Origin of the sequence: Bacillus cereus group sp. BfR-BA-01330, from assembly GCF_022663885.1 — a bacterium.
GTDB lineage: Bacteria > Bacillota > Bacilli > Bacillales > Bacillaceae_G > Bacillus_A > Bacillus_A cereus.
The window spans coordinates 356,280-373,446 of the sequence record NZ_JAKUGK010000006.1 but is presented as its reverse complement, the minus strand read 5'-3'; the positions used below and the strand labels follow the sequence as shown (position 1 = coordinate 373,446).

The window sequence follows — 17,167 nt, the reverse complement described above, 5'->3', positions numbered from 1 at the left end:
ATATTGAAAACACCACCTAATGAAGAGGTGGTGTTTTTCGTTTTAAAACTTTAGAAAGTTGTTATGATGAAAAGTAAAATTTTTGAGGACCTGTTTCAGCCATGGGTACTTAAAAGTGCCTACATCACTTTAAAGTACGTACTATGCTTCATAATATAACCGTTTTATAATGACACTCGTAGCAAGAAGTCATAAAGATTTTAAGCTATGTTCAAAAAGACTTATTAACTAGTATAGTTTTTTGTTCAATTTTTTAGTAGGAGATGTTTTTATGGTTGAAGAACTTTTTTATAAAAAAATACTTAAAAATCTGTTTTCAGATCCAGTTCAAATTACACTTTGGAATGGAGAAACAATACAATATGGCGAAGGGGAACCTCAATTTCATATAACATTCCATAAGCCGCTCTCAAAAAAAGAAATTGCTAAGGATCCTTCTATTGCATTCGGTGAAGCATATATGAATGGAGACCTTGAAATAGAGGGTAACCTTGAAAAAGCAATTCAATCTATTTATAAAAGGCAGGATAGCTTTTTAGGTGATAGTAAGTTGCAATATTTCAAAAGTAAATGGAATTTCTCAAAACAAAAAAATAAAGATGATATTGCTCATCATTATGATATTGGGAACGATTTCTATAAATTATGGCTTGATGAAACAATGACATATTCTTGTGCATATTTCCAAAATGAGCAAGATTCTTTAACGACAGCTCAACATAATAAAGTAAATCATATTTTGAAAAAGTTGAACCTTCAAAAAGGTGATACGCTATTAGACATCGGTTGCGGGTGGGGTGAGCTCATTACAGCTGCCGCTAAGCAGTACGGTGTGAAAGCGATGGGAGTAACGTTAAGTGAGGAACAATTTGCAAAGACTTCCGAGCGAATTAAACAAGAGGGACTTACAGATTTAGTTGAAGTATCTTTACTTGATTACCGCGATATTAAGAATCGTAAATTTGATAAAATTGTTAGTGTAGGTATGATCGAACATGTAGGAAAAGACAACATTAAGCAATACTTTGAAACAGTTAACAAACTACTAAATGATGGCGGGATTTCTCTGCTGCATTGCATTACTTCTCCGGCTAATGGTGGTGCTACGAATGGTTGGATTGAAAAATATATATTCCCTGGTGGGTATGTTCCTGCTGTTAACGAATTAATCACGAACATGACAAACGAACAATTTTTCATTGTTGATGTGGAAAGCTTACGTAGACATTACGGGAATACATTACAACATTGGGCTCGAAATTTTGAAAACGTACTAGAGGAAGTTCGCAAAACGAAAGATGAGCGATTTATCCGCATGTGGCGTTTATATTTAAATGCATGTGCAGCTTCGTTCTTTACAGGTAATATTGATTTACATCAATTTGTATTTACAAAAGGGATTAATGATACAATTCCGATGACACGTTCTTATATGTATGAATAAGAGCGTGTAACTAAGTATCTCTCTAGTCATCGAGTGTAAATAAAATGATGATAGGACATAAGTCTATAACGTAAAGTCGAGATGGGGATCAGAAAATGATTTCTATCTCGACTTTTTGATATATAATTTTAAAACAAAAACTATATACTTTTAAAGATAAAAATATATAATAAATGTAGAAACGAAAATTTATGAGCAAGGAAGTTGAAGAACATGACATTAACAATGGGCTTTATTGGATTTGGAAAATCAGCTAACCGTTATCACCTACCTTATCTAAAGACACGTAATAATATAAAAGTAAAAACGATTTTTGTACGTCAAATAAATGAAGAATTAGCGGCTCCATATGAGGAAAGAGGTGTTTACTTCACTACTGATTTGGACGAATTGTTGAATGACAAAGAAATTCAAGTCGTGACGATCTGTACGCCAGCACATACGCATTATGAATTAGCAAAAAAAGTTATACTAGCCGGAAAATCAGTTATCGTTGAAAAACCATTTTGCGATACAGTAGAACATGCGAAAGAATTATTAGCTTTAGGACGAGAGAAAGGTGTAGTCGTTATGCCTTATCAAAACCGTCGTTTTGATGGTGATTTTTTAGCTGTAAAGCAAGTAGTTGAACAAGGATTCCTTGGTGATATTATTGAGATTGAATCACATATTGATTATTTCCGTCCTGGTTCAATCACTCATGAAGCTCCAAAAGAAGAAGGTTCATTTTACAGTTTAGGTATTCATACGATGGACCGCATGATTTCACTATTCGGCCGTCCAAATACAGTGACATACGATATTCGTAATAATGAAGTGGAAGGTGCGGTTGATAACTATTTCGATGTTGGTCTACATTATGGAAATCAGTTGAAGATTAAGCTGAAAACGAACCATATCGTAGCGAAAGATTATCCACGCTTTATCGTTCATGGAACAAATGGATCATTTATTAAATACGGTGAAGATCAGCAAGAAAATGATTTGAAAGCGGGGATTATGCCTGAGAGTGCAGGGTTTGGTGAAGATTCACCGATGTACTATGGAGTTGCTAAGTATCGTAATGCAAATGGTGACTGGATTGAAAAACAAATTAAAACACCGCTTGGTGATTACGGTCGTTTCTATGATGCAGCGTATGACACAATTGTAAATGGTGCACCAAAACTTGTGAAAGATGAAGAAGCAGTAACGAATATTGAAATCTTGGAAAACGGATTTGCTGCCCCATCACCTTCAGTTTACAAACTTGAGGCTTTATATTTGAATGAATAGAAGAGAGTTTGCAGTATAAAGGAGGTATGGAAATGGCAAGCGGATCAACACAAGTAAAATACCTCGGCATTTATCAAAAGATTAAACAGCAAATTTTAGACGGTGAATATAAAATCAACGAAAAAATTCCGAGTAGCTCCGTCCTTGCTGAAGAATTCGATGTTTCAGCACTTACGATTAAAAAAGCGCTGGATCTATTAGTAAGAGACGGCTACATTATCCGTCGGCGCGGAAGTGGAACAGTGGTACAAGATTGGCATCAGCAGGAAAAGGCACGAATGATTCAAACTTTAACAGGTACGAAAGCTGTTTACGGTAGTGAGGTAGAAAGTAAAATTATCGAGTTTGCGATTGTAGGTGCTGATGAAGTAGTTGCTGAGAAATTGGGAGTTTCAATTGGTGATTTCGTCTATAAAATCATTCGCCTCCGCATCATTCACAGCATTCCAACGATTATGGAGCATACATGGATGCCGATTTCGATTATCCCAGGTGTTGAGGCTTCTGTTTTAGAGGAATCGATATACTCACATATTCAAAATACACTTGGTCTTGAAGTAGGGACATCTGTTGTCAGGGTTAAAGGGATTCGCCCGGATGATAGGGAAAAGCAGTTTATGAACTTAACAAATCAGGATTTCCTAATGCGAGTTGAGCAAGTAGCTTACTTAACGGATGGACGAACTTTTGAATATTCTTATGCAGATCATCTACCGGAAACCTTTGAGTTTGAAACAGTCATTACGGCAAAAAATTATAAAGAGACATAAAAACCGGTTGAGGCAAGTATTGTCTCAACCTATTTTTATGTCTTCTACAGTTATTATTCATCTGCTGTAATCAGCATGGATGTGTTCCCGGTTTTTTCAAGATGAACTTCTCCCCAGGAACAGAGGGAATCGAGTATAGCTCCTAAAGACGAACCGTAATCCGTTAAAGAATACTCTACTTTTGGTGGTACTTGGTCATATACTTTCCTTTGGATTACACCATCTTCTTCTAGTTCCCGTAATTGTTGCGTTAACATTTTTTGCGTAATACCAGGCATTAAACGTTTTAATTCACTCGTTCTTTTTGTTCCTTTTTTTAAATGACAAAGGATAACAACTTTCCACTTTCCGCCAATAACTTCTAAAGTCGCTTCTACAGGAATATTGTATGTCTTCATAAAAAAACTCCTTTGATGAATTTAGATTACAGTTGTGAGCCTACATCCGTTGCAATACTAAAATTATTTCTTTTTAGTACCTATAACACTTTAAAGTGTGTACTATTTATTGTGCTAAATATCGGTCATAATAACCGATGTAAGAGAGAAATAAGCAGAACGGCACTTAAAAATGCATATGTTACTTTTTAGTACCTATAACACTTTAAAGTACGTACTTTTTATTAGGATGAATATAATCCATAATAGCACTTGTAAGCAAGAAATGCGTGAAATGTGCTTTGAAGGAGCCATCATGCTATGGGGAATTTTACATGAGAATAATTTGTTGTATTATTAAAATTAATCCAAGACTTAACAGTTGATTAATCGAACTGTAAAGTTTAAAATTACAGTAAGATTTTTAAAAGTGAGTTGTTAACGTCTGTAAAATGTAGCATGAATAATAGAGATAAATGAAACATTGCTGAATAATTAACATTATGTGAATTTGATTCTAAACTGTAATTTTTTTTAATACATTTCAATAAGCGATATTTAAAATGTACGTTTAATAACATTAAAGGAGTGAGTTAAATATGGTAATTCTATATACAACAGCAAGCTGTGCTTCATGCCGAAAAGCGAAAGCATGGCTTGAAGAGCATCAAATTGATTATATTGAAAAAAACATCGTATCAAATTCTATGACAGTTGATGAGCTTAAATCGATTCTTCGTTTAACTGAAGAGGGGGCTACTGAAATTATTTCAACTAGATCCAAAACTTTTCAGGACTTAAATATAAATATTGATGAGCTCTCGCTAAATGAATTTTATACATTAATAATTGAGCATCCACTAATGTTGCGTCGCCCGATTATGCTGGACGAAAAAAGATTGCAAATTGGTTTTAACGAAGAAGAAATTCGCAAATTTTTACCACGTAGTGTCCGAACATTTTTAAACATTGAACTGCAAAAGTTGGCTAATTAATAAGTAATAGTATGAAAGAGAAATTTTTTGAAAGGAGGAAACTGAAGGTGATAGAAGTATGCGTTACAGTTAATTATAAAGATAGAAACTATCAAACAAATGTCATTGTGAACAAAGATACGATTTGGACAAAAATTGAACAGTTGGCAGAAGAACAAGTGAAGAAACAGTGGGGTTTTTAAACTTAATTATTTAAAAAAATGAAGTTATATGCTAGAGATTATAACTAAATTCAAAATTTTTCAGGTATTAAATATAAATAAGAAATTTTCTTGAAAGGAGGAAGCAGAAGATGATTGAAGTATGTGTTACAGTTAATTATAATGATAAAAATTATCAAACAAATGTTATTGTGAGTAAAGATACGATTTGGACAAAAATTGAACAGTTGGCAGAAGAACAAGTGAAGAAACAGTGGAGTGTTTAATTTTCTTTTTAACTTAAAAAGCTAAATGAAGTTATCAGATATAGGTGGGACGGGATAGAATATAAGGGAATTAATTTTTTATGGCAAGAAGCATTCCACATGTTTTAACGTTCTAATCAATCTGTAATATTTATGGCTACAGTATGTTAATATATGAGAAACAATATTTTTAATCGTAGGAGGAAAATCATGAACAGCGACTTTACCTTGGCCATACACAGTTTAACTTATTTAGCTTTACAGCCAGACCGGATGTCAACAAGTAATGCTATTTCAGAAAGTGCAGGTGTTCATCCAGTACGCATTCGCAAAGTACTAAGTTTGTTAAAAAAACATAAGTTTATACAATCGAAAGAGGGGACTGGTGGCGGTTTTATTTTCGCTCGCGATTTAGATGAAATTAATCTTTGGCATATTTATCAGATAACCTCTGAAGGTGCTTTGCAGCCGAAGTGTCCAGAATCAAACAATCAGTGTGTTGTAGGTTCGAATATGCGAAAAGTTCTTTTCGCTATTTTCTTAGGTGCTGAAGAGCATCTAGGTGAATACTTAAAGAATTATACAATGAAAGAAGTTGTTGACCTTATCAATCAAGAGCGTTAAGCGGCTTAATTATTATATAGCCGTGAGTTCTTAACACTTAAATGTAATGAAAAATATTACAGTATAATTTGTTTTTATATCTTTTTTATCGTCACAAAAAATATTTATAGGAAGGTGAAACGGTATGATGTCAAATAATAATCATGTTTTAAAAGTAGGAGATTGGGTTCGTGGAATATCAAATGAAGGTGAATTAATAGTTGGTTATATTGTATCACTTGATGATGTAGAGGATATAGTTACAGTTAGTATTGTGAAACGTGACGGCCAGTACACAATAAACGAAGCGATTTTACTCTTTAGTAAACACGTTAACAAACTCCCTGAATCAAAGGTAATAAATAAGGAACAAATCCTTTATCTTATAGATCTTGCATTATTAACAGGGGATGAAGAATGGTTTATCGAGCTTTCTTCAAAATTAAACTCGATAAAAGAGCTAGTTAATGAGGGATTTTAAAATTTAAACTTTTGAGGGTGCACACAATCCGCCTTATGGGACACAATTACTTTTCGCATAAAAGGAAATGATGTAAAAACGATTCATTACAAACATAGAGATATCCCTGAAGAAGAGCCGAACAAACTACAATTAAGATGATATTGAAGTGATTTGTTTGTGTATTCCTGATAACGATAATTATGTAAATGAGCTGTCCATATGGGGCAGCTTTTTTGTTTTTTGCTCAGTGTAGCTTTTTAAATTGTATATGAATTCAATATTAATAATATATATCCTAAAATTTGGTTTTTTTATTTTGGGATTTTTTTCTTTTTACCTACATTAATTATTTATTAGAATATCTTTTATGTTTAAAATAAAATTTTTTGATAAAAGGGGATATAAGTATTTTTATAATAAGTCACCTAGAAAAACAATGTATTATTGTATTTTTTTACTAACTAATTCAGCTTTAAGCGATAAAAACAATGGCTACATGCTAACTGTAAAATATTATCCATATAAAATTATTCCTCTTTAATATTTCTGAAAATATAAAAATATTAATTTTATAAATATACACGTTATAATGAGGGCGTCGAGAGAAATTTTATTATCTCTGGAGAAAATATAAAAAATGCGATTATTAGTAAGAAAGGTGTGTGATTAGAGGCGAAACGTATGTAATGTGCTTCAGTGGCTTGTGTGAGCAATATCATCAGTGCTACCGAAGTTATGAAAGTAATGTATAGAATTGAGAAAGAAATGCCTCGCAAATGAAGAGAGGCCGGTTTAGCTAAAATTACTGTTAAAAGTAAAAAAGAGAAACCATTAAAGTAATACACTGTTATTAGAAATGTTGCAACGTATTTATGAAGTCTATTCCATATTGTTCTCTTAAGGGTTCTTTATATAAAGAGCGGATATTACGAGTAAACTTTTTTGTGAACGCTAACAATTATATTAGGACGCTAATTAGCGAATGTTTCAATTTGGATTCATTATGATGAAGGACATACAATGTGGGGCAACTTGTAAGGAATTCATTTTCCAAAAAGGGAATATTTATTAGTTGCAAAGAGAAATGCAGGAATAGATACAAGGGGGAGTTATTATATGAACGGGAATACTGCAAAGAAAATAGAAGTTCAAGCTGAAAATACCGCACTAAAAAATGAGCAATATGCAGATCCGAAAAAGTGGCATAAGCAGGATACTACATGGGCACTCAGTCTATTTGGAACTGCAATTGGAGCAGGGGTGCTCTTTTTACCGATTAATGCAGGTTCAGGTGGTTTATTATCTTTACTACTAATTACATTGCTTGCATATCCAGTTATGTACTACTCACATAGGGCACTTGCTAAAATGATATACGCTTCTAATTCTGCTGATGAGGGGATCACAGGTACAATTAGAGAGTATTTCGGAAATAAAGCGAGTATCATTTTTAACATCGTATATTTCGGTTCAATTTATACAATCGTACTAATGTATTCGGTTGCGCTTACAAACACTGCAAGTAGTTTTATTGTGCATCAATTGCACATGCCAGAACCTCCAAGAGCTATTTTATCACTTGTATTAGTTCTTGGTCTTATCGCTATACTGAATTTTGGTCAAGATATTACTGTAAAGGTAATGAGTATGTTAGTGTATCCTTTCATAGTTTCTCTACTGTTTATCGCAATATCTTTAATTCCACAGTGGAATACGTCAATGCTTAGTTTTTCAGCTGTTTCAACTGCTTCAACAGGAACAGGCTATTTTGGGACGATATTGATGATTCTACCAATCATCGTATTCTCATTTAATCATTCACCTATGATTTCATCATTTGTTGTGAAACAGAGAGCTACGTATGGAATCGAAGCCACTGATGCTAAATGTGCGCAAATACAAAAGGTTTGTTATATCATGACATTCGCTGTTGTTATGTTCTTCGTTTGGAGTAGCGCATTGAGCTTGACTCCAGATGATATAAAAATGGCAAAAGAGCAAAACTTATCAATTCTTTCATATCTTGCTAATGAGCTTAATTCGCCTGTAATCACTATTGCAGCTCCAATTATTGCTTTTGTGGCTATTACAAAGTCTTTCCTTGGCCATTATATAGGAGCATTTGAAGTAATGCGTGACATGATTATTAAGTTTGGTAAATCACGTGGAAAAGATATTGAAGAAAAAACAATTAAGACAATAATTCTTACTTTTGTTGTATTATCATGCTGGTTTGTTGCTTATACAAATCCAAGTATTCTTGGACTTATTGATTCTCTAAGCGGTCCTTTAGTTGCTGCTATCTTATGTCTATTACCGATGTATGCGATTCAAAAAGTGCCAGTACTAGCTAAATACAAAGGGAAAATGAGCAACGTATTTGTTATTATTGTAGGTGTACTTACTGTCTTAGCAAGTATTAAGTCATTATTCTAATTCACTACTGTTGGTTTTAGTATCAAAATAGTTGGATCTGAGAAAATAAGGAGCAAGTTTTGAATAGTTTTTTTCAAAACTTGCTCTTAAAATATTCTAAGGAATTAATTTTACAAATAAGTTTATTCATATTAGTCATCTAGCGTTTTGGTCATATACTCATCCAATATTATCAAGACCTAAATCGAAAAATTTTAAATATCAAGCGCCTAACGTATTATATATCCCTAATATGTTAGGCGCTTTTATTTTGGATAATAAATTTTGAACCTGAATTTGAATAGTATATTTCTCTATTTGATGCTTAATTAATATTGTAAAATTTGTATTGAAAATTCGAGGTTTTAAAAGTATCATATACATATTCAAACATTTGAAGATGTATATGATACTTTTTGAAATTGAGGAAAAGTAACGGAGGGATTTCAATGGGAAACGAAATGCAACAATTTAAAGCAGATTTCTTTAAAGCCTTAGCACACCCTTTGCGAATAGGTATTTTAGAATTATTGTCAGAAGGTGAAAAAAGCGTAAACGAAATTCAAGATATTTTAAATAAGGAAGGCTCAGCTGTTTCTCAGCAATTAAGTGTACTACGTTCAAAAAATATTGTTGTTGGTAGGAAAGATGGAAAAAGAGTTTTATATTCTTTACGAGACCCTATTATTGTGGATTTATTGGTGGTTGCACGGAAGATTTTCAACAACCATTTAATCGATACGATTTCAATGTTAGAAGAGCTAGATGAAGCAGAAAGTGAAATGATGGCCAAGGAGGGATAGGTTGAGTATTGAGGTTAAGAAAGAAGATATCATCCAACATGGGATTGAAACATTTCGCTCATTAGGAGCTCATTACGTTTGTGAAGTTTGTATAAAAAGTGGAAATTCTTGTTGTTTTTCATGCCAACATTTACAAGATGGAGTTGGATGTCGAAAAAGAAATACTGCTTGTACAGCTTGGTTATGTGGAATTCAAGGTTTTTTATTTGATCAAATAGGATTACTGGATGAATGGAATCGTTTTTGGAGTGAAATTCCAGGACAAATGTTTCGTAGAGATATTACTCCAGATAAGGTAAGGATTAGATCGTTTATTGATACGAAGAAGCTAGATAGTCGAGCCGGAGAACGTTTAGCAGAAAGATTGAAATCCTATGTACAACAAGGTGGAGATATAGGTGAATTGGAGTGTCATTTAAGTAAAACATATAGTAAATATTAGGATGTTTTTTATTTTTGTGAAAAGGACAATTTTCTGTATAAGGGACCGAGAAATACATTTGTAATCCAGATCTATTAAAAATAGAAAAGAAGGGTTTGTAATGAGAAAGTTATTTACAGGAAGGTTTGAAGGATATTCATTAGCACATTTTCAAAAGGATCTTCTTTCAGGAATGATTGTTGGAGTTGTTGCGATTCCACTTGCTATGTCTTTTGCTATAGCCTCTGGTGTTAAGCCAGAGTATGGGATTTATACAACCTGTATTGCTGGAATACTCATTTCACTGTTTGGTGGTTCGAAGTATCAAATTGGAGGACCTACAGGTGCTTTTGTTCCGATTCTTTTAGGAGTTGTAATTACCTATGGATACGAAAATTTACTACTCGCGGGTTTGTTAGCTGGAATTATTTTATGTCTTATGGGAATCTTCAAACTAGGCTCTTTAATTAAGTTTATTCCACGTCCTGTAACAATTGGTTTTACTTCAGGTATTGCTGTTATTATCTTTACGGGACAAATTGCTAGTTTTTTAGGTTTAACAGGTATAAAAAAGCATGAGGAATTTCTAGCGAATTTGAAGGAACTCTTCACTCATATCAGTACTACCAATTTTTATAGTGTTATAACTGCTTTGATTTGCTTTTTTGTTATACTCATAACACCAAAGATTTTACCAAAAGTGCCTGGTTCATTAGTAGGTGTTGTTATTTCAACTGTAATTGCAACTGTATTTTTCTCAGGTCATGTACCTACTATTGGTACAGCATATGGCACGATTCCAAATACACTTCCTCAGTTTGATATACCAGAAATCACATTAGAACGTATAAAACAGTTAATTGGTCCTGCATTTGTTATTGCGATGCTCGGTGGAATTGAGTCGCTTTTATCCGCTGTCGTGGCAGATGGTATGACAAATAGTAAACACAACAGTAACAAAGAGCTTGTCGGTCAGGGGATTGCAAATATTGTTACCCCGTTATTTGGCGGGATTCCAGCAACTGGAGCAATTGCTCGTACAGCGACTAATATTAAGAGTGGGGCTGTATCTCCGATGTCGGGTATTATTCATGGGGGATTTGTGTTATTGACACTTTTACTGTTAGCTCCATATGCTTCACATATTCCTCTTGCTAGTATGGCTCCCATTTTAATGGTGGTAGCTTGGAATATGAGCGAACAAAAACATTTTTATCACATACTCAAAATGAAGACAGGAGATTCCCTTGTATTACTAGTAACATTTTTACTTACTGTATTTACTAGTTTAACAACAGCTGTGGAGATCGGTCTTATTTTAGCTGTTATTTTGTTTACAAAACGTATGAGTAATATGCTTGTTATATCTAAAGTGCTTCCTGATCATACAAAAAAGAATGAAAAATTGTTATCGCATGTGGTAAATAAAGCTCATGATTGTCCACAAATTAGTATTTATACAATAGAAGGCCCATTATTCTTTGGGGCTGCTCAAACATTTGAACAAAATATTTTAGCGACTATTCATTATAAACCTAAAGTTTTAATTTTACGTATGGGAAAAGTTCCTTTTATTGATACCACAGGAGAGTCTTACTTTAGGAATATTGTTCAGCACTTCAAAAAACAAGGTGGCGTACTTCTTATTTCTGGAATTCAATCAGAGCTAAAAGCCAATCTAGATAAGAATGGATTGTACGCTGAGATTGGGAAAGAAAACTTTTTTGATCATACCGGGGAAGCAATTAATTGTGCTTTAGGACATCTGAATACAAGAAAATGTATAGGGTGTAAGCATTTTGCTTTTCATGAGTGTACAGGGCTTTCTCAGCAATCTCAGGAAATCAATACAATAAAGAATAAAGTAAATGCATTAGATTTTTAAAAATTTCACTTCACATACAAAGTTTGTTTGATTTCATCTACTTTTTCATCATTTTATTAAAAAATAGAGAAGAAGAAAGTTTGCTTTGGAGAATGTGGAGAAGATTTTTTACAAGGTGTGAACAAGTAGTTTTTTTATACATTCAACAAATAAGTATCAAACAGTAAGAAGAGAATATTTTCCGTATATTTAAACGGAAAAGGGAAATTAAAAATAATATTTATTTAATAGAATACACGAAAATGAGTGGAGGAAATAAAAATATGTCTAATTTACCAAATTGTCCAAAATGTAATTCAGAATACACTTACGAAGATGGGAATCTTTTTGTTTGTCCAGAATGTGCTCATGAGTGGACTTTAGAATTAGAAGCTGAAAATAGTGAAGATACAAAGGTAATTAAAGATGCAAATGGAAATATTTTAAACGATGGTGATTCTGTAACAGTAATTAAAGATCTTAAAGTAAAAGGAACTTCATCAGTTGTAAAAATTGGTACAAAAGTAAAGAGTATCCGATTAGTTGATGGAGATCATAATATTGATTGTAAAATTGATGGTTTTGGAGCTATGAAATTAAAATCTGAATTTGTTAAAAAGGTATAAATACAATTTTGTTACATCAAAATTAGTTTGAAGTTAATGAATATACACTGTTTTTCAGCTGTACCCCGTGCCCAACAACTTAAGAATTTCGAATTACCTTGAAATGATAAAATGAACTTTGGGTTATGATTCAGCAGAGTTTTTGGGGAGTACCATGAAATTTTAGCTTGCTAGCAATATAGTACTGCCGAAATATTTGAAATAGCTATAAGACTATTCTTTCGATGGTATGATGAAAGATGTGGAAAAGGAATAGGTATCAATCAGACCTCAATATTAACCTTCACTATTAGCAACAAAAAACCACCTCTCATAAAGGTGGTTTTTCAGTATTAATATATTTTAATTAGTCACGTCTAAATGGCCCTTTTGGAGCAATTAGCTCTAAATTAGTACCATCTGAATCGGGGAAGTAGGCAACTCCTGTACCAATTCCAGATTTCTAGCCATCTTCTTGAAAGATAATTGGTTCTCCATATGGGTGCTATCTTATGCCCATCAGGCTAACAAAATGGATTGCCTCTGAAACAAAAAAATGATTTTTATTACTATAAAAAACGTAAAGTATCTGTTTTTAGAAAAAATTAATTTTTATAAATTGATGGAGATATAACTCAATTCTTTTATATATTTAGTTAAATATGATTGTCAGAATGAACTTAAAGTAATTATGATTTCTAGAAATGCGAACTGATGTTTTGAATTGGTTTAAAGTTGCTGGAACAAAATAAAACCAATTGAGCAAAAAAACTTGCAAAAATAAAAAGAGAGATGTATATTAATTGATGTATCAATAATTGATATATCAATTAATATTTTGACAAGAAAGAAAAGGAACATTTTATGAAGGAAATGTTCGTAAATATCAGTGGAGAAGAACGCAAAATACTTATTCATGTTCTATTACAGGTGCAAAAAAATGTAGAGAATATTAAAGAATAGAGAGTGTAGGGGGCAGAATAGTGTGGAAATAATCGCAGCTATTTTAGTCGGGATCGTAGCATTAGAACATTTGTTTATCATGATCCTTGAAATGTTTTTTATTGATTCAAAAGTAGCGAAACGTGCTTTCAAATTACCGAAGCATTTAGAAGGAGATCGAAACGTAGCCATTATGTTTGCAAACCAAGGTTTATATAATGGATTTTTAGCGGCTGGTCTCATTTGGGGACTTGTACTTGGACTCAATCCAATTGGTTATATGGTCCAATTATTTTTCGTGATTTGTGTGGTGGTAGCAGCTATTTTCGGAGGTTTCACATCTAATAAATCAATTATTGTGAAACAAGGACTTCCAGCTGTTTTAGCACTGGTTGCCCTTTTATGTATGATATAGAATCAAAGTTTCTCAATAAAAGAACTCATTTTTGAAAAATACGCTATTCTTTCTGTAGAATTATAGGAAAGGATGGCGTTTTTGTATGCCTATTTCTATAAGTAGTGAATTATAACTATTTCCTCAAGGGACTCAACTGCTTTTCAGCTTTTGGATATATTTTCATCCATCTTTGTTTCCTCCTATTGTTGGATAGTGTAATAATTGATAAAAATTTTGATGAAATTGGATTATAACGATTGATCAAAAAAGTTAGTGATTAAAAATATTATTCTTTAGTACATACATTTTTAAGATGTTAAATATATTTCATAATAGTCTCTGTAAGATAGGGATAAGTAGAATAGTACTTTAAAGTACCTATAGCACTTTAAAGTGCGTACTTTTTATAACTTTGAATATCATTCATAATAGCACCAGTAAGAAGAAAATAAGCTTTACGGTACTACTAGTTACCAACGATGTTACAGCAGTTTATTTGGAATCAGATTGATTGAAAGGTTGTACTATATGGCCTAATAATTTCGAAAAAATGTCGGTGTGGCATAAAACAATTATGGAGGTTAAAGATATGAGTACTTCAAATTTGAATGAAATAAGTAAACAAATTGTAAAAGAGGAGGAAACGCTTCAATTTTCCTCTTTTACAAATGAAGATGCCTTGCAACTAGGTTTATTTATCGTTGAAACAGCAAAGCGAGAGGGGAAATTGATTGCTGTCGATATAACGAAAAATGGTGTGCAATTATTTCATTTCAAGATGACAGGGACAAATGCGGAAAATACGAAATGGATTGAGCGTAAAAAACGAGTCGTTTCCCTGCATGATCGTAGCTCGTATTATATGCAGATACAAAGTGAAATAACTGGAATTTCATATAATGAAAAATATCTTTTAGATACTTCGGAATATGCTGCGTTTGGTGGATGCTTTCCTATCAGAATAAAAAACGTAGGGGTTATTGGAATGATAACAGTTTCAGGATTACCACCAGAAGAAGATCACGAATTGGTAGTAAGAGCAGTTAAAAATCATTTGAACCAATAGTTGTAACTAGTCAATAGATAATTAAATTTAGGGGGCAATACTATGCCATTAATCGAGCTAAATACTTGGCCAACCATGTCAACAGAAGAAAAGAAGGAATTTATTTATAGTGTAACGGAACTTACAATAAAACTATTAAAAATTGTCCCTGATAAAATTCAAGTGTTGATAACGGAACTTGAGAAAGAAAACTGGGGGAAAGCTGGGGCTGTAGCAAGTGATGCTACCTTTGCTGTGAAAAGTAGGGTGTCCGATTGGGAGACAAAAGAGTCTTACGATACACTAGGTCGTAACGTTAATGGAATGGCTATTATTAAGATTGATATATGGAATACATTTGATCAAGAGACAAAGGATAAGTGGGTAAACGAACTTACACAAGTAACATCTAAATATACTCATGCACCTTTGGATAAAGTGCTAATTCTTATTCGTGAAATGATTCCAGGGAACTGGGGACAAAGTGGTGTAACAGGAGCTAATGCAGATTTCCTTTCCAAAAGTCGTACATTTTAATCATTAAATAAAAAAGGCAAAAATGAACACATTTCTGTTCGTTTTTGCCTTTTTATTATTTGTCTGTGGTAATGAACATGATCCTTTATATGTTTAAGTAATATTCTCTAAAGTTGCCTCTACGGGAAAGTGTATTTCTTCATTTGAAAGTCTTTTTCGTGGAATGTAGATTTCAATTTTTGAGCAAAATAAGCTAGGTTATATAAATGTTACTTTTTAGTACCTATAGTACTTTAAAGTACGTACTTTTTATTAGGGTGCTTATCATTCATAATAGCACATGTAAGAGAGAAACAAGCTTTACGGTACTGGTAACTAACTATGTTACTTTTTAGTACCTACAGCACTTTAAAGTACGTACTATTCATTGTATTGAATATATTTCATAATAGTACATGTAAGAGAGAGACAAGCTTTACGGTACTAAAAAGTACCTATAGTACTTTAAAGTGCGTTCTTTAAAAAAAGAATGAAACCATTCATAATAGCGTTTGTAGAGATTAAATATGTTTTTTAGAAGATAAAAGGGCCTTTTTATCGCACTATTATGATAGGAATTATAGGGAAGAGGGGAAACTCAATTGAATTCATATACAGCATCGTCTTCAGAAGTTCAGACGAATCGAAGAAGTATATTTGCGTTGTTAGCGTTAGCAATTAGTGCGTTCGGGATTGGGACAACTGAATTTGTTAGTGTCGGTTTATTACCATCTATTTCGGAAGATTTACATGTGTCGGTTACAACGGCTGGTTTAACAGTTTCTTTATATGCGTTAGGCGTAGCGTTTGGGGCTCCAGTATTAACGTCATTAACAGCTAATATGTCACGAAAAACGTTATTAATGTGGATTATGATTATTTTCATTATTGGTAACGGGATCGCAGCGGTAGCAACAAGCTTCACTGTATTACTTATTGCGCGAATTATTTCTGCACTTTCGCATGGTGTGTTTATGTCAATTGGTTCAACAATTGCTGCGGCACTTGTCCCAGAAAATAAACGGGCTAGCGCGATTGCGATTATGTTTACTGGTGTAACAGTTGCAACTATTACAGGTGCACCAATTGGAACATTTATTGGTCAACAATTTGGCTGGAGAACATCATTTTTAGCAATTGTAGTAATTGGAATTATCGCCTTAATTGCAAATAGTATTCTCATTCCATCTAATATGAAAAAAGGTGCGTCTGTATCATTCCGCGATCAATTTAAACTGATTACGAACGGAAGACTGTTACTAGTTTTCATTATTACTGCATTAGGATATGGGGGAACATTCGTAACATTTACGTATTTATCTCCGTTATTACAAGAGGTAACAGGATTTAAAGCAAATACGGTTACTATCATTTTATTAGTGTATGGAATCGCCATTGCGATAGGGAATGTGATTGGCGGAAAATTATCGAATCATAATCCAATTCGAGCGCTATTCTACATGTTCTTTATTCAAGCGATTATACTATTTGTTTTAACATTTACGGCACCATTTAAGGTAGCTGGGTTAATCACAATTATTTTAATGGGGCTATTCGCATTTATGAATGTTCCAGGGTTACAAGTATATGTCGTAATGTTAGCTGAACGATTTGTACCGAGTGCTGTCGATGTTGCATCGGCAATTAATATTGCGGCGTTTAATGCTGGGATTGCTCTTGGTGCTTATTTAGGCGGTATTGTAACGAACTCGTTAGGGTTAATTCATACAGCTTGGGTAGGCGGCATTATGGTAGTAGGTGCTGTTATTTTAACAGCATGGAGCATGACATTAGAAAAAAGAGATCAAGTAAAATAAAAGGAGAGA

The 17,167-nt window shown here is 33.1% G+C and carries 18 protein-coding genes and 2 pseudogenes; 18 read left to right on the top strand and 2 right to left on the bottom strand.

Annotated features, from left to right (window positions below; genetic code table 11):
* The first annotated feature begins 271 nt into the window (after window positions 1–271).
* The 3 genes from MR112_RS19275 to MR112_RS19265 all read left to right on the top strand — a co-directional run bounded on the left by MR112_RS19275 (window position 272) and on the right by MR112_RS19265 (window position 3,489).
* Window positions 272–1,444, top strand: coding sequence for a cyclopropane-fatty-acyl-phospholipid synthase (locus MR112_RS19275; protein WP_000229034.1), 1,173 nt, complete (start codon window positions 272–274; stop codon window positions 1,442–1,444).
* A 213-nt stretch (window positions 1,445–1,657) separates the two neighbouring features.
* Window positions 1,658–2,719 carry an oxidoreductase gene (locus tag MR112_RS19270; RefSeq protein ID WP_089171491.1) on the top strand — a complete coding sequence of 354 codons (1,062 nt, stop codon included), beginning with the start codon at window positions 1,658–1,660 and terminating at the stop codon, window positions 2,717–2,719.
* 32 nt (window positions 2,720–2,751) lie between these two features.
* Window positions 2,752–3,489 carry a GntR family transcriptional regulator gene (locus MR112_RS19265; protein WP_074554943.1) on the top strand — a complete coding sequence of 246 codons (738 nt, stop codon included), beginning with the start codon at window positions 2,752–2,754 and terminating at the stop codon, window positions 3,487–3,489.
* 53 nt (window positions 3,490–3,542) lie between these two features.
* Here MR112_RS19265 and MR112_RS19260 read toward each other — a convergent pair whose 3' ends face one another.
* Complete coding sequence (locus MR112_RS19260; RefSeq protein ID WP_000860831.1) at window positions 3,543–3,887, bottom strand: winged helix-turn-helix transcriptional regulator; 345 nt, start codon at window positions 3,885–3,887, stop codon at window positions 3,543–3,545.
* Between the two features lie 578 nt (window positions 3,888–4,465).
* Here MR112_RS19260 and spxA point away from each other — a divergent pair.
* The 11 genes and pseudogenes from spxA to MR112_RS19205 all read left to right on the top strand — a co-directional run bounded on the left by spxA (window position 4,466) and on the right by MR112_RS19205 (window position 12,462).
* Window positions 4,466–4,861, top strand: a complete 396-nt coding sequence (gene spxA, locus MR112_RS19255) for a transcriptional regulator SpxA (RefSeq protein WP_000236189.1) — start codon at window positions 4,466–4,468, stop codon at window positions 4,859–4,861.
* Window positions 4,862–4,908: 47 nt separating this feature from the next.
* Window positions 4,909–5,043, top strand: a complete 135-nt coding sequence (locus MR112_RS19250; protein WP_000573515.1) for a BA3454 family stress response protein — start codon at window positions 4,909–4,911, stop codon at window positions 5,041–5,043.
* Between the two features lie 110 nt (window positions 5,044–5,153).
* The gene (locus MR112_RS19245; RefSeq protein WP_078187588.1) at window positions 5,154–5,288 is read left to right on the top strand and encodes a BA3454 family stress response protein; all 135 of its coding nucleotides are present in this window, start codon (window positions 5,154–5,156) and stop codon (window positions 5,286–5,288) included.
* Window positions 5,289–5,477: 189 nt separating this feature from the next.
* Window positions 5,478–5,891 (top strand): Rrf2-family transcriptional regulator SaiR, encoded by a 414-nt coding sequence (gene saiR, locus MR112_RS19240; RefSeq protein WP_001083465.1) that lies wholly within the window; start codon window positions 5,478–5,480, stop codon window positions 5,889–5,891.
* Window positions 5,892–6,015: 124 nt separating this feature from the next.
* Window positions 6,016–6,351: an IDEAL domain-containing protein gene (locus tag MR112_RS19235; protein ID WP_000987462.1), complete on the top strand. Its 336-nt coding sequence runs from the start codon at window positions 6,016–6,018 to the stop codon at window positions 6,349–6,351.
* A 7-nt stretch (window positions 6,352–6,358) separates the two neighbouring features.
* A pseudogene (locus MR112_RS29065) lies at window positions 6,359–6,492 on the top strand (DUF3888 domain-containing protein); the annotation flags it as partial.
* Window positions 6,493–7,449: 957 nt separating this feature from the next.
* Window positions 7,450–8,769 (top strand): aromatic amino acid transport family protein, encoded by a 1,320-nt coding sequence (locus MR112_RS19225; protein ID WP_001014168.1) that lies wholly within the window; start codon window positions 7,450–7,452, stop codon window positions 8,767–8,769.
* Between the two features lie 428 nt (window positions 8,770–9,197).
* Entirely contained in the window at window positions 9,198–9,551 is a 354-nt protein-coding gene (locus MR112_RS19220) for an ArsR/SmtB family transcription factor (RefSeq protein WP_000526187.1), read from the top strand.
* A 1-nt stretch (window position 9,552) separates the two neighbouring features.
* Window positions 9,553–9,993 (top strand): hypothetical protein, encoded by a 441-nt coding sequence (locus MR112_RS19215; protein ID WP_000021461.1) that lies wholly within the window; start codon window positions 9,553–9,555, stop codon window positions 9,991–9,993.
* A gap of 100 nt (window positions 9,994–10,093) precedes the next feature.
* Window positions 10,094–11,857, top strand: a complete 1,764-nt coding sequence (locus MR112_RS19210; RefSeq protein WP_001228486.1) for a SulP family inorganic anion transporter — start codon at window positions 10,094–10,096, stop codon at window positions 11,855–11,857.
* 263 nt (window positions 11,858–12,120) lie between these two features.
* Window positions 12,121–12,462, top strand: coding sequence for a zinc ribbon domain-containing protein YjdM (locus tag MR112_RS19205; RefSeq protein WP_000067659.1), 342 nt, complete (start codon window positions 12,121–12,123; stop codon window positions 12,460–12,462).
* Between the two features lie 346 nt (window positions 12,463–12,808).
* Here the strand turns inward: MR112_RS19205 and MR112_RS19200 are convergent.
* Window positions 12,809–12,943 (bottom strand): annotated as a pseudogene (locus MR112_RS19200) (VOC family protein); the annotation flags it as partial.
* A gap of 483 nt (window positions 12,944–13,426) precedes the next feature.
* Between MR112_RS19200 and MR112_RS19195 the strand changes: the two are divergent.
* From MR112_RS19195 to MR112_RS19180, 4 genes are all read left to right on the top strand, one after another.
* Entirely contained in the window at window positions 13,427–13,798 is a 372-nt protein-coding gene (locus MR112_RS19195) for a DUF1304 domain-containing protein (protein WP_000402473.1), read from the top strand.
* 532 nt (window positions 13,799–14,330) lie between these two features.
* On the top strand, window positions 14,331–14,846 hold the full coding sequence (locus MR112_RS19190) for a heme-degrading domain-containing protein (protein WP_139362489.1): 516 nt from the start codon (window positions 14,331–14,333) through the stop codon (window positions 14,844–14,846).
* A gap of 42 nt (window positions 14,847–14,888) precedes the next feature.
* Window positions 14,889–15,362, top strand: coding sequence for a tautomerase family protein (locus MR112_RS19185; protein WP_001128306.1), 474 nt, complete (start codon window positions 14,889–14,891; stop codon window positions 15,360–15,362).
* 581 nt (window positions 15,363–15,943) lie between these two features.
* A complete protein-coding gene (locus MR112_RS19180; protein WP_001089891.1) occupies window positions 15,944–17,158 on the top strand; it encodes an MFS transporter in 1,215 nt (404 codons plus the stop codon).
* The last annotated feature ends 9 nt before the right edge of the window (window positions 17,159–17,167 follow it).

What these genes read in the sequence shown, in the direction of transcription:
- MR112_RS19235 (WP_000987462.1), top strand. Translation starts at nt 6,016, where the DNA reads ATGATGTCAAATAATAATCATGTTTTAAAAGTAGGAGATTGGGTTCGT.
- MR112_RS19275 (WP_000229034.1), top strand. Translation starts at nt 272, where the DNA reads ATGGTTGAAGAACTTTTTTATAAAAAAATACTTAAAAATCTGTTTTCA.
- MR112_RS19225 (WP_001014168.1), top strand. Translation starts at nt 7,450, where the DNA reads ATGAACGGGAATACTGCAAAGAAAATAGAAGTTCAAGCTGAAAATACC.
- MR112_RS19220 (WP_000526187.1), top strand. Translation starts at nt 9,198, where the DNA reads ATGGGAAACGAAATGCAACAATTTAAAGCAGATTTCTTTAAAGCCTTA.
- MR112_RS19205 (WP_000067659.1), top strand. Translation starts at nt 12,121, where the DNA reads ATGTCTAATTTACCAAATTGTCCAAAATGTAATTCAGAATACACTTAC.
- MR112_RS19185 (WP_001128306.1), top strand. Translation starts at nt 14,889, where the DNA reads ATGCCATTAATCGAGCTAAATACTTGGCCAACCATGTCAACAGAAGAA.
- MR112_RS19210 (WP_001228486.1), top strand. Translation starts at nt 10,094, where the DNA reads ATGAGAAAGTTATTTACAGGAAGGTTTGAAGGATATTCATTAGCACAT.
- MR112_RS19260 (WP_000860831.1), bottom strand. Translation starts at nt 3,887, where the DNA reads ATGAAGACATACAATATTCCTGTAGAAGCGACTTTAGAAGTTATTGGC.
- spxA (WP_000236189.1), top strand. Translation starts at nt 4,466, where the DNA reads ATGGTAATTCTATATACAACAGCAAGCTGTGCTTCATGCCGAAAAGCG.
- MR112_RS19265 (WP_074554943.1), top strand. Translation starts at nt 2,752, where the DNA reads ATGGCAAGCGGATCAACACAAGTAAAATACCTCGGCATTTATCAAAAG.
- MR112_RS19245 (WP_078187588.1), top strand. Translation starts at nt 5,154, where the DNA reads ATGATTGAAGTATGTGTTACAGTTAATTATAATGATAAAAATTATCAA.
- MR112_RS19190 (WP_139362489.1), top strand. Translation starts at nt 14,331, where the DNA reads ATGTCGGTGTGGCATAAAACAATTATGGAGGTTAAAGATATGAGTACT.
- MR112_RS19270 (WP_089171491.1), top strand. Translation starts at nt 1,658, where the DNA reads ATGACATTAACAATGGGCTTTATTGGATTTGGAAAATCAGCTAACCGT.
- saiR (WP_001083465.1), top strand. Translation starts at nt 5,478, where the DNA reads ATGAACAGCGACTTTACCTTGGCCATACACAGTTTAACTTATTTAGCT.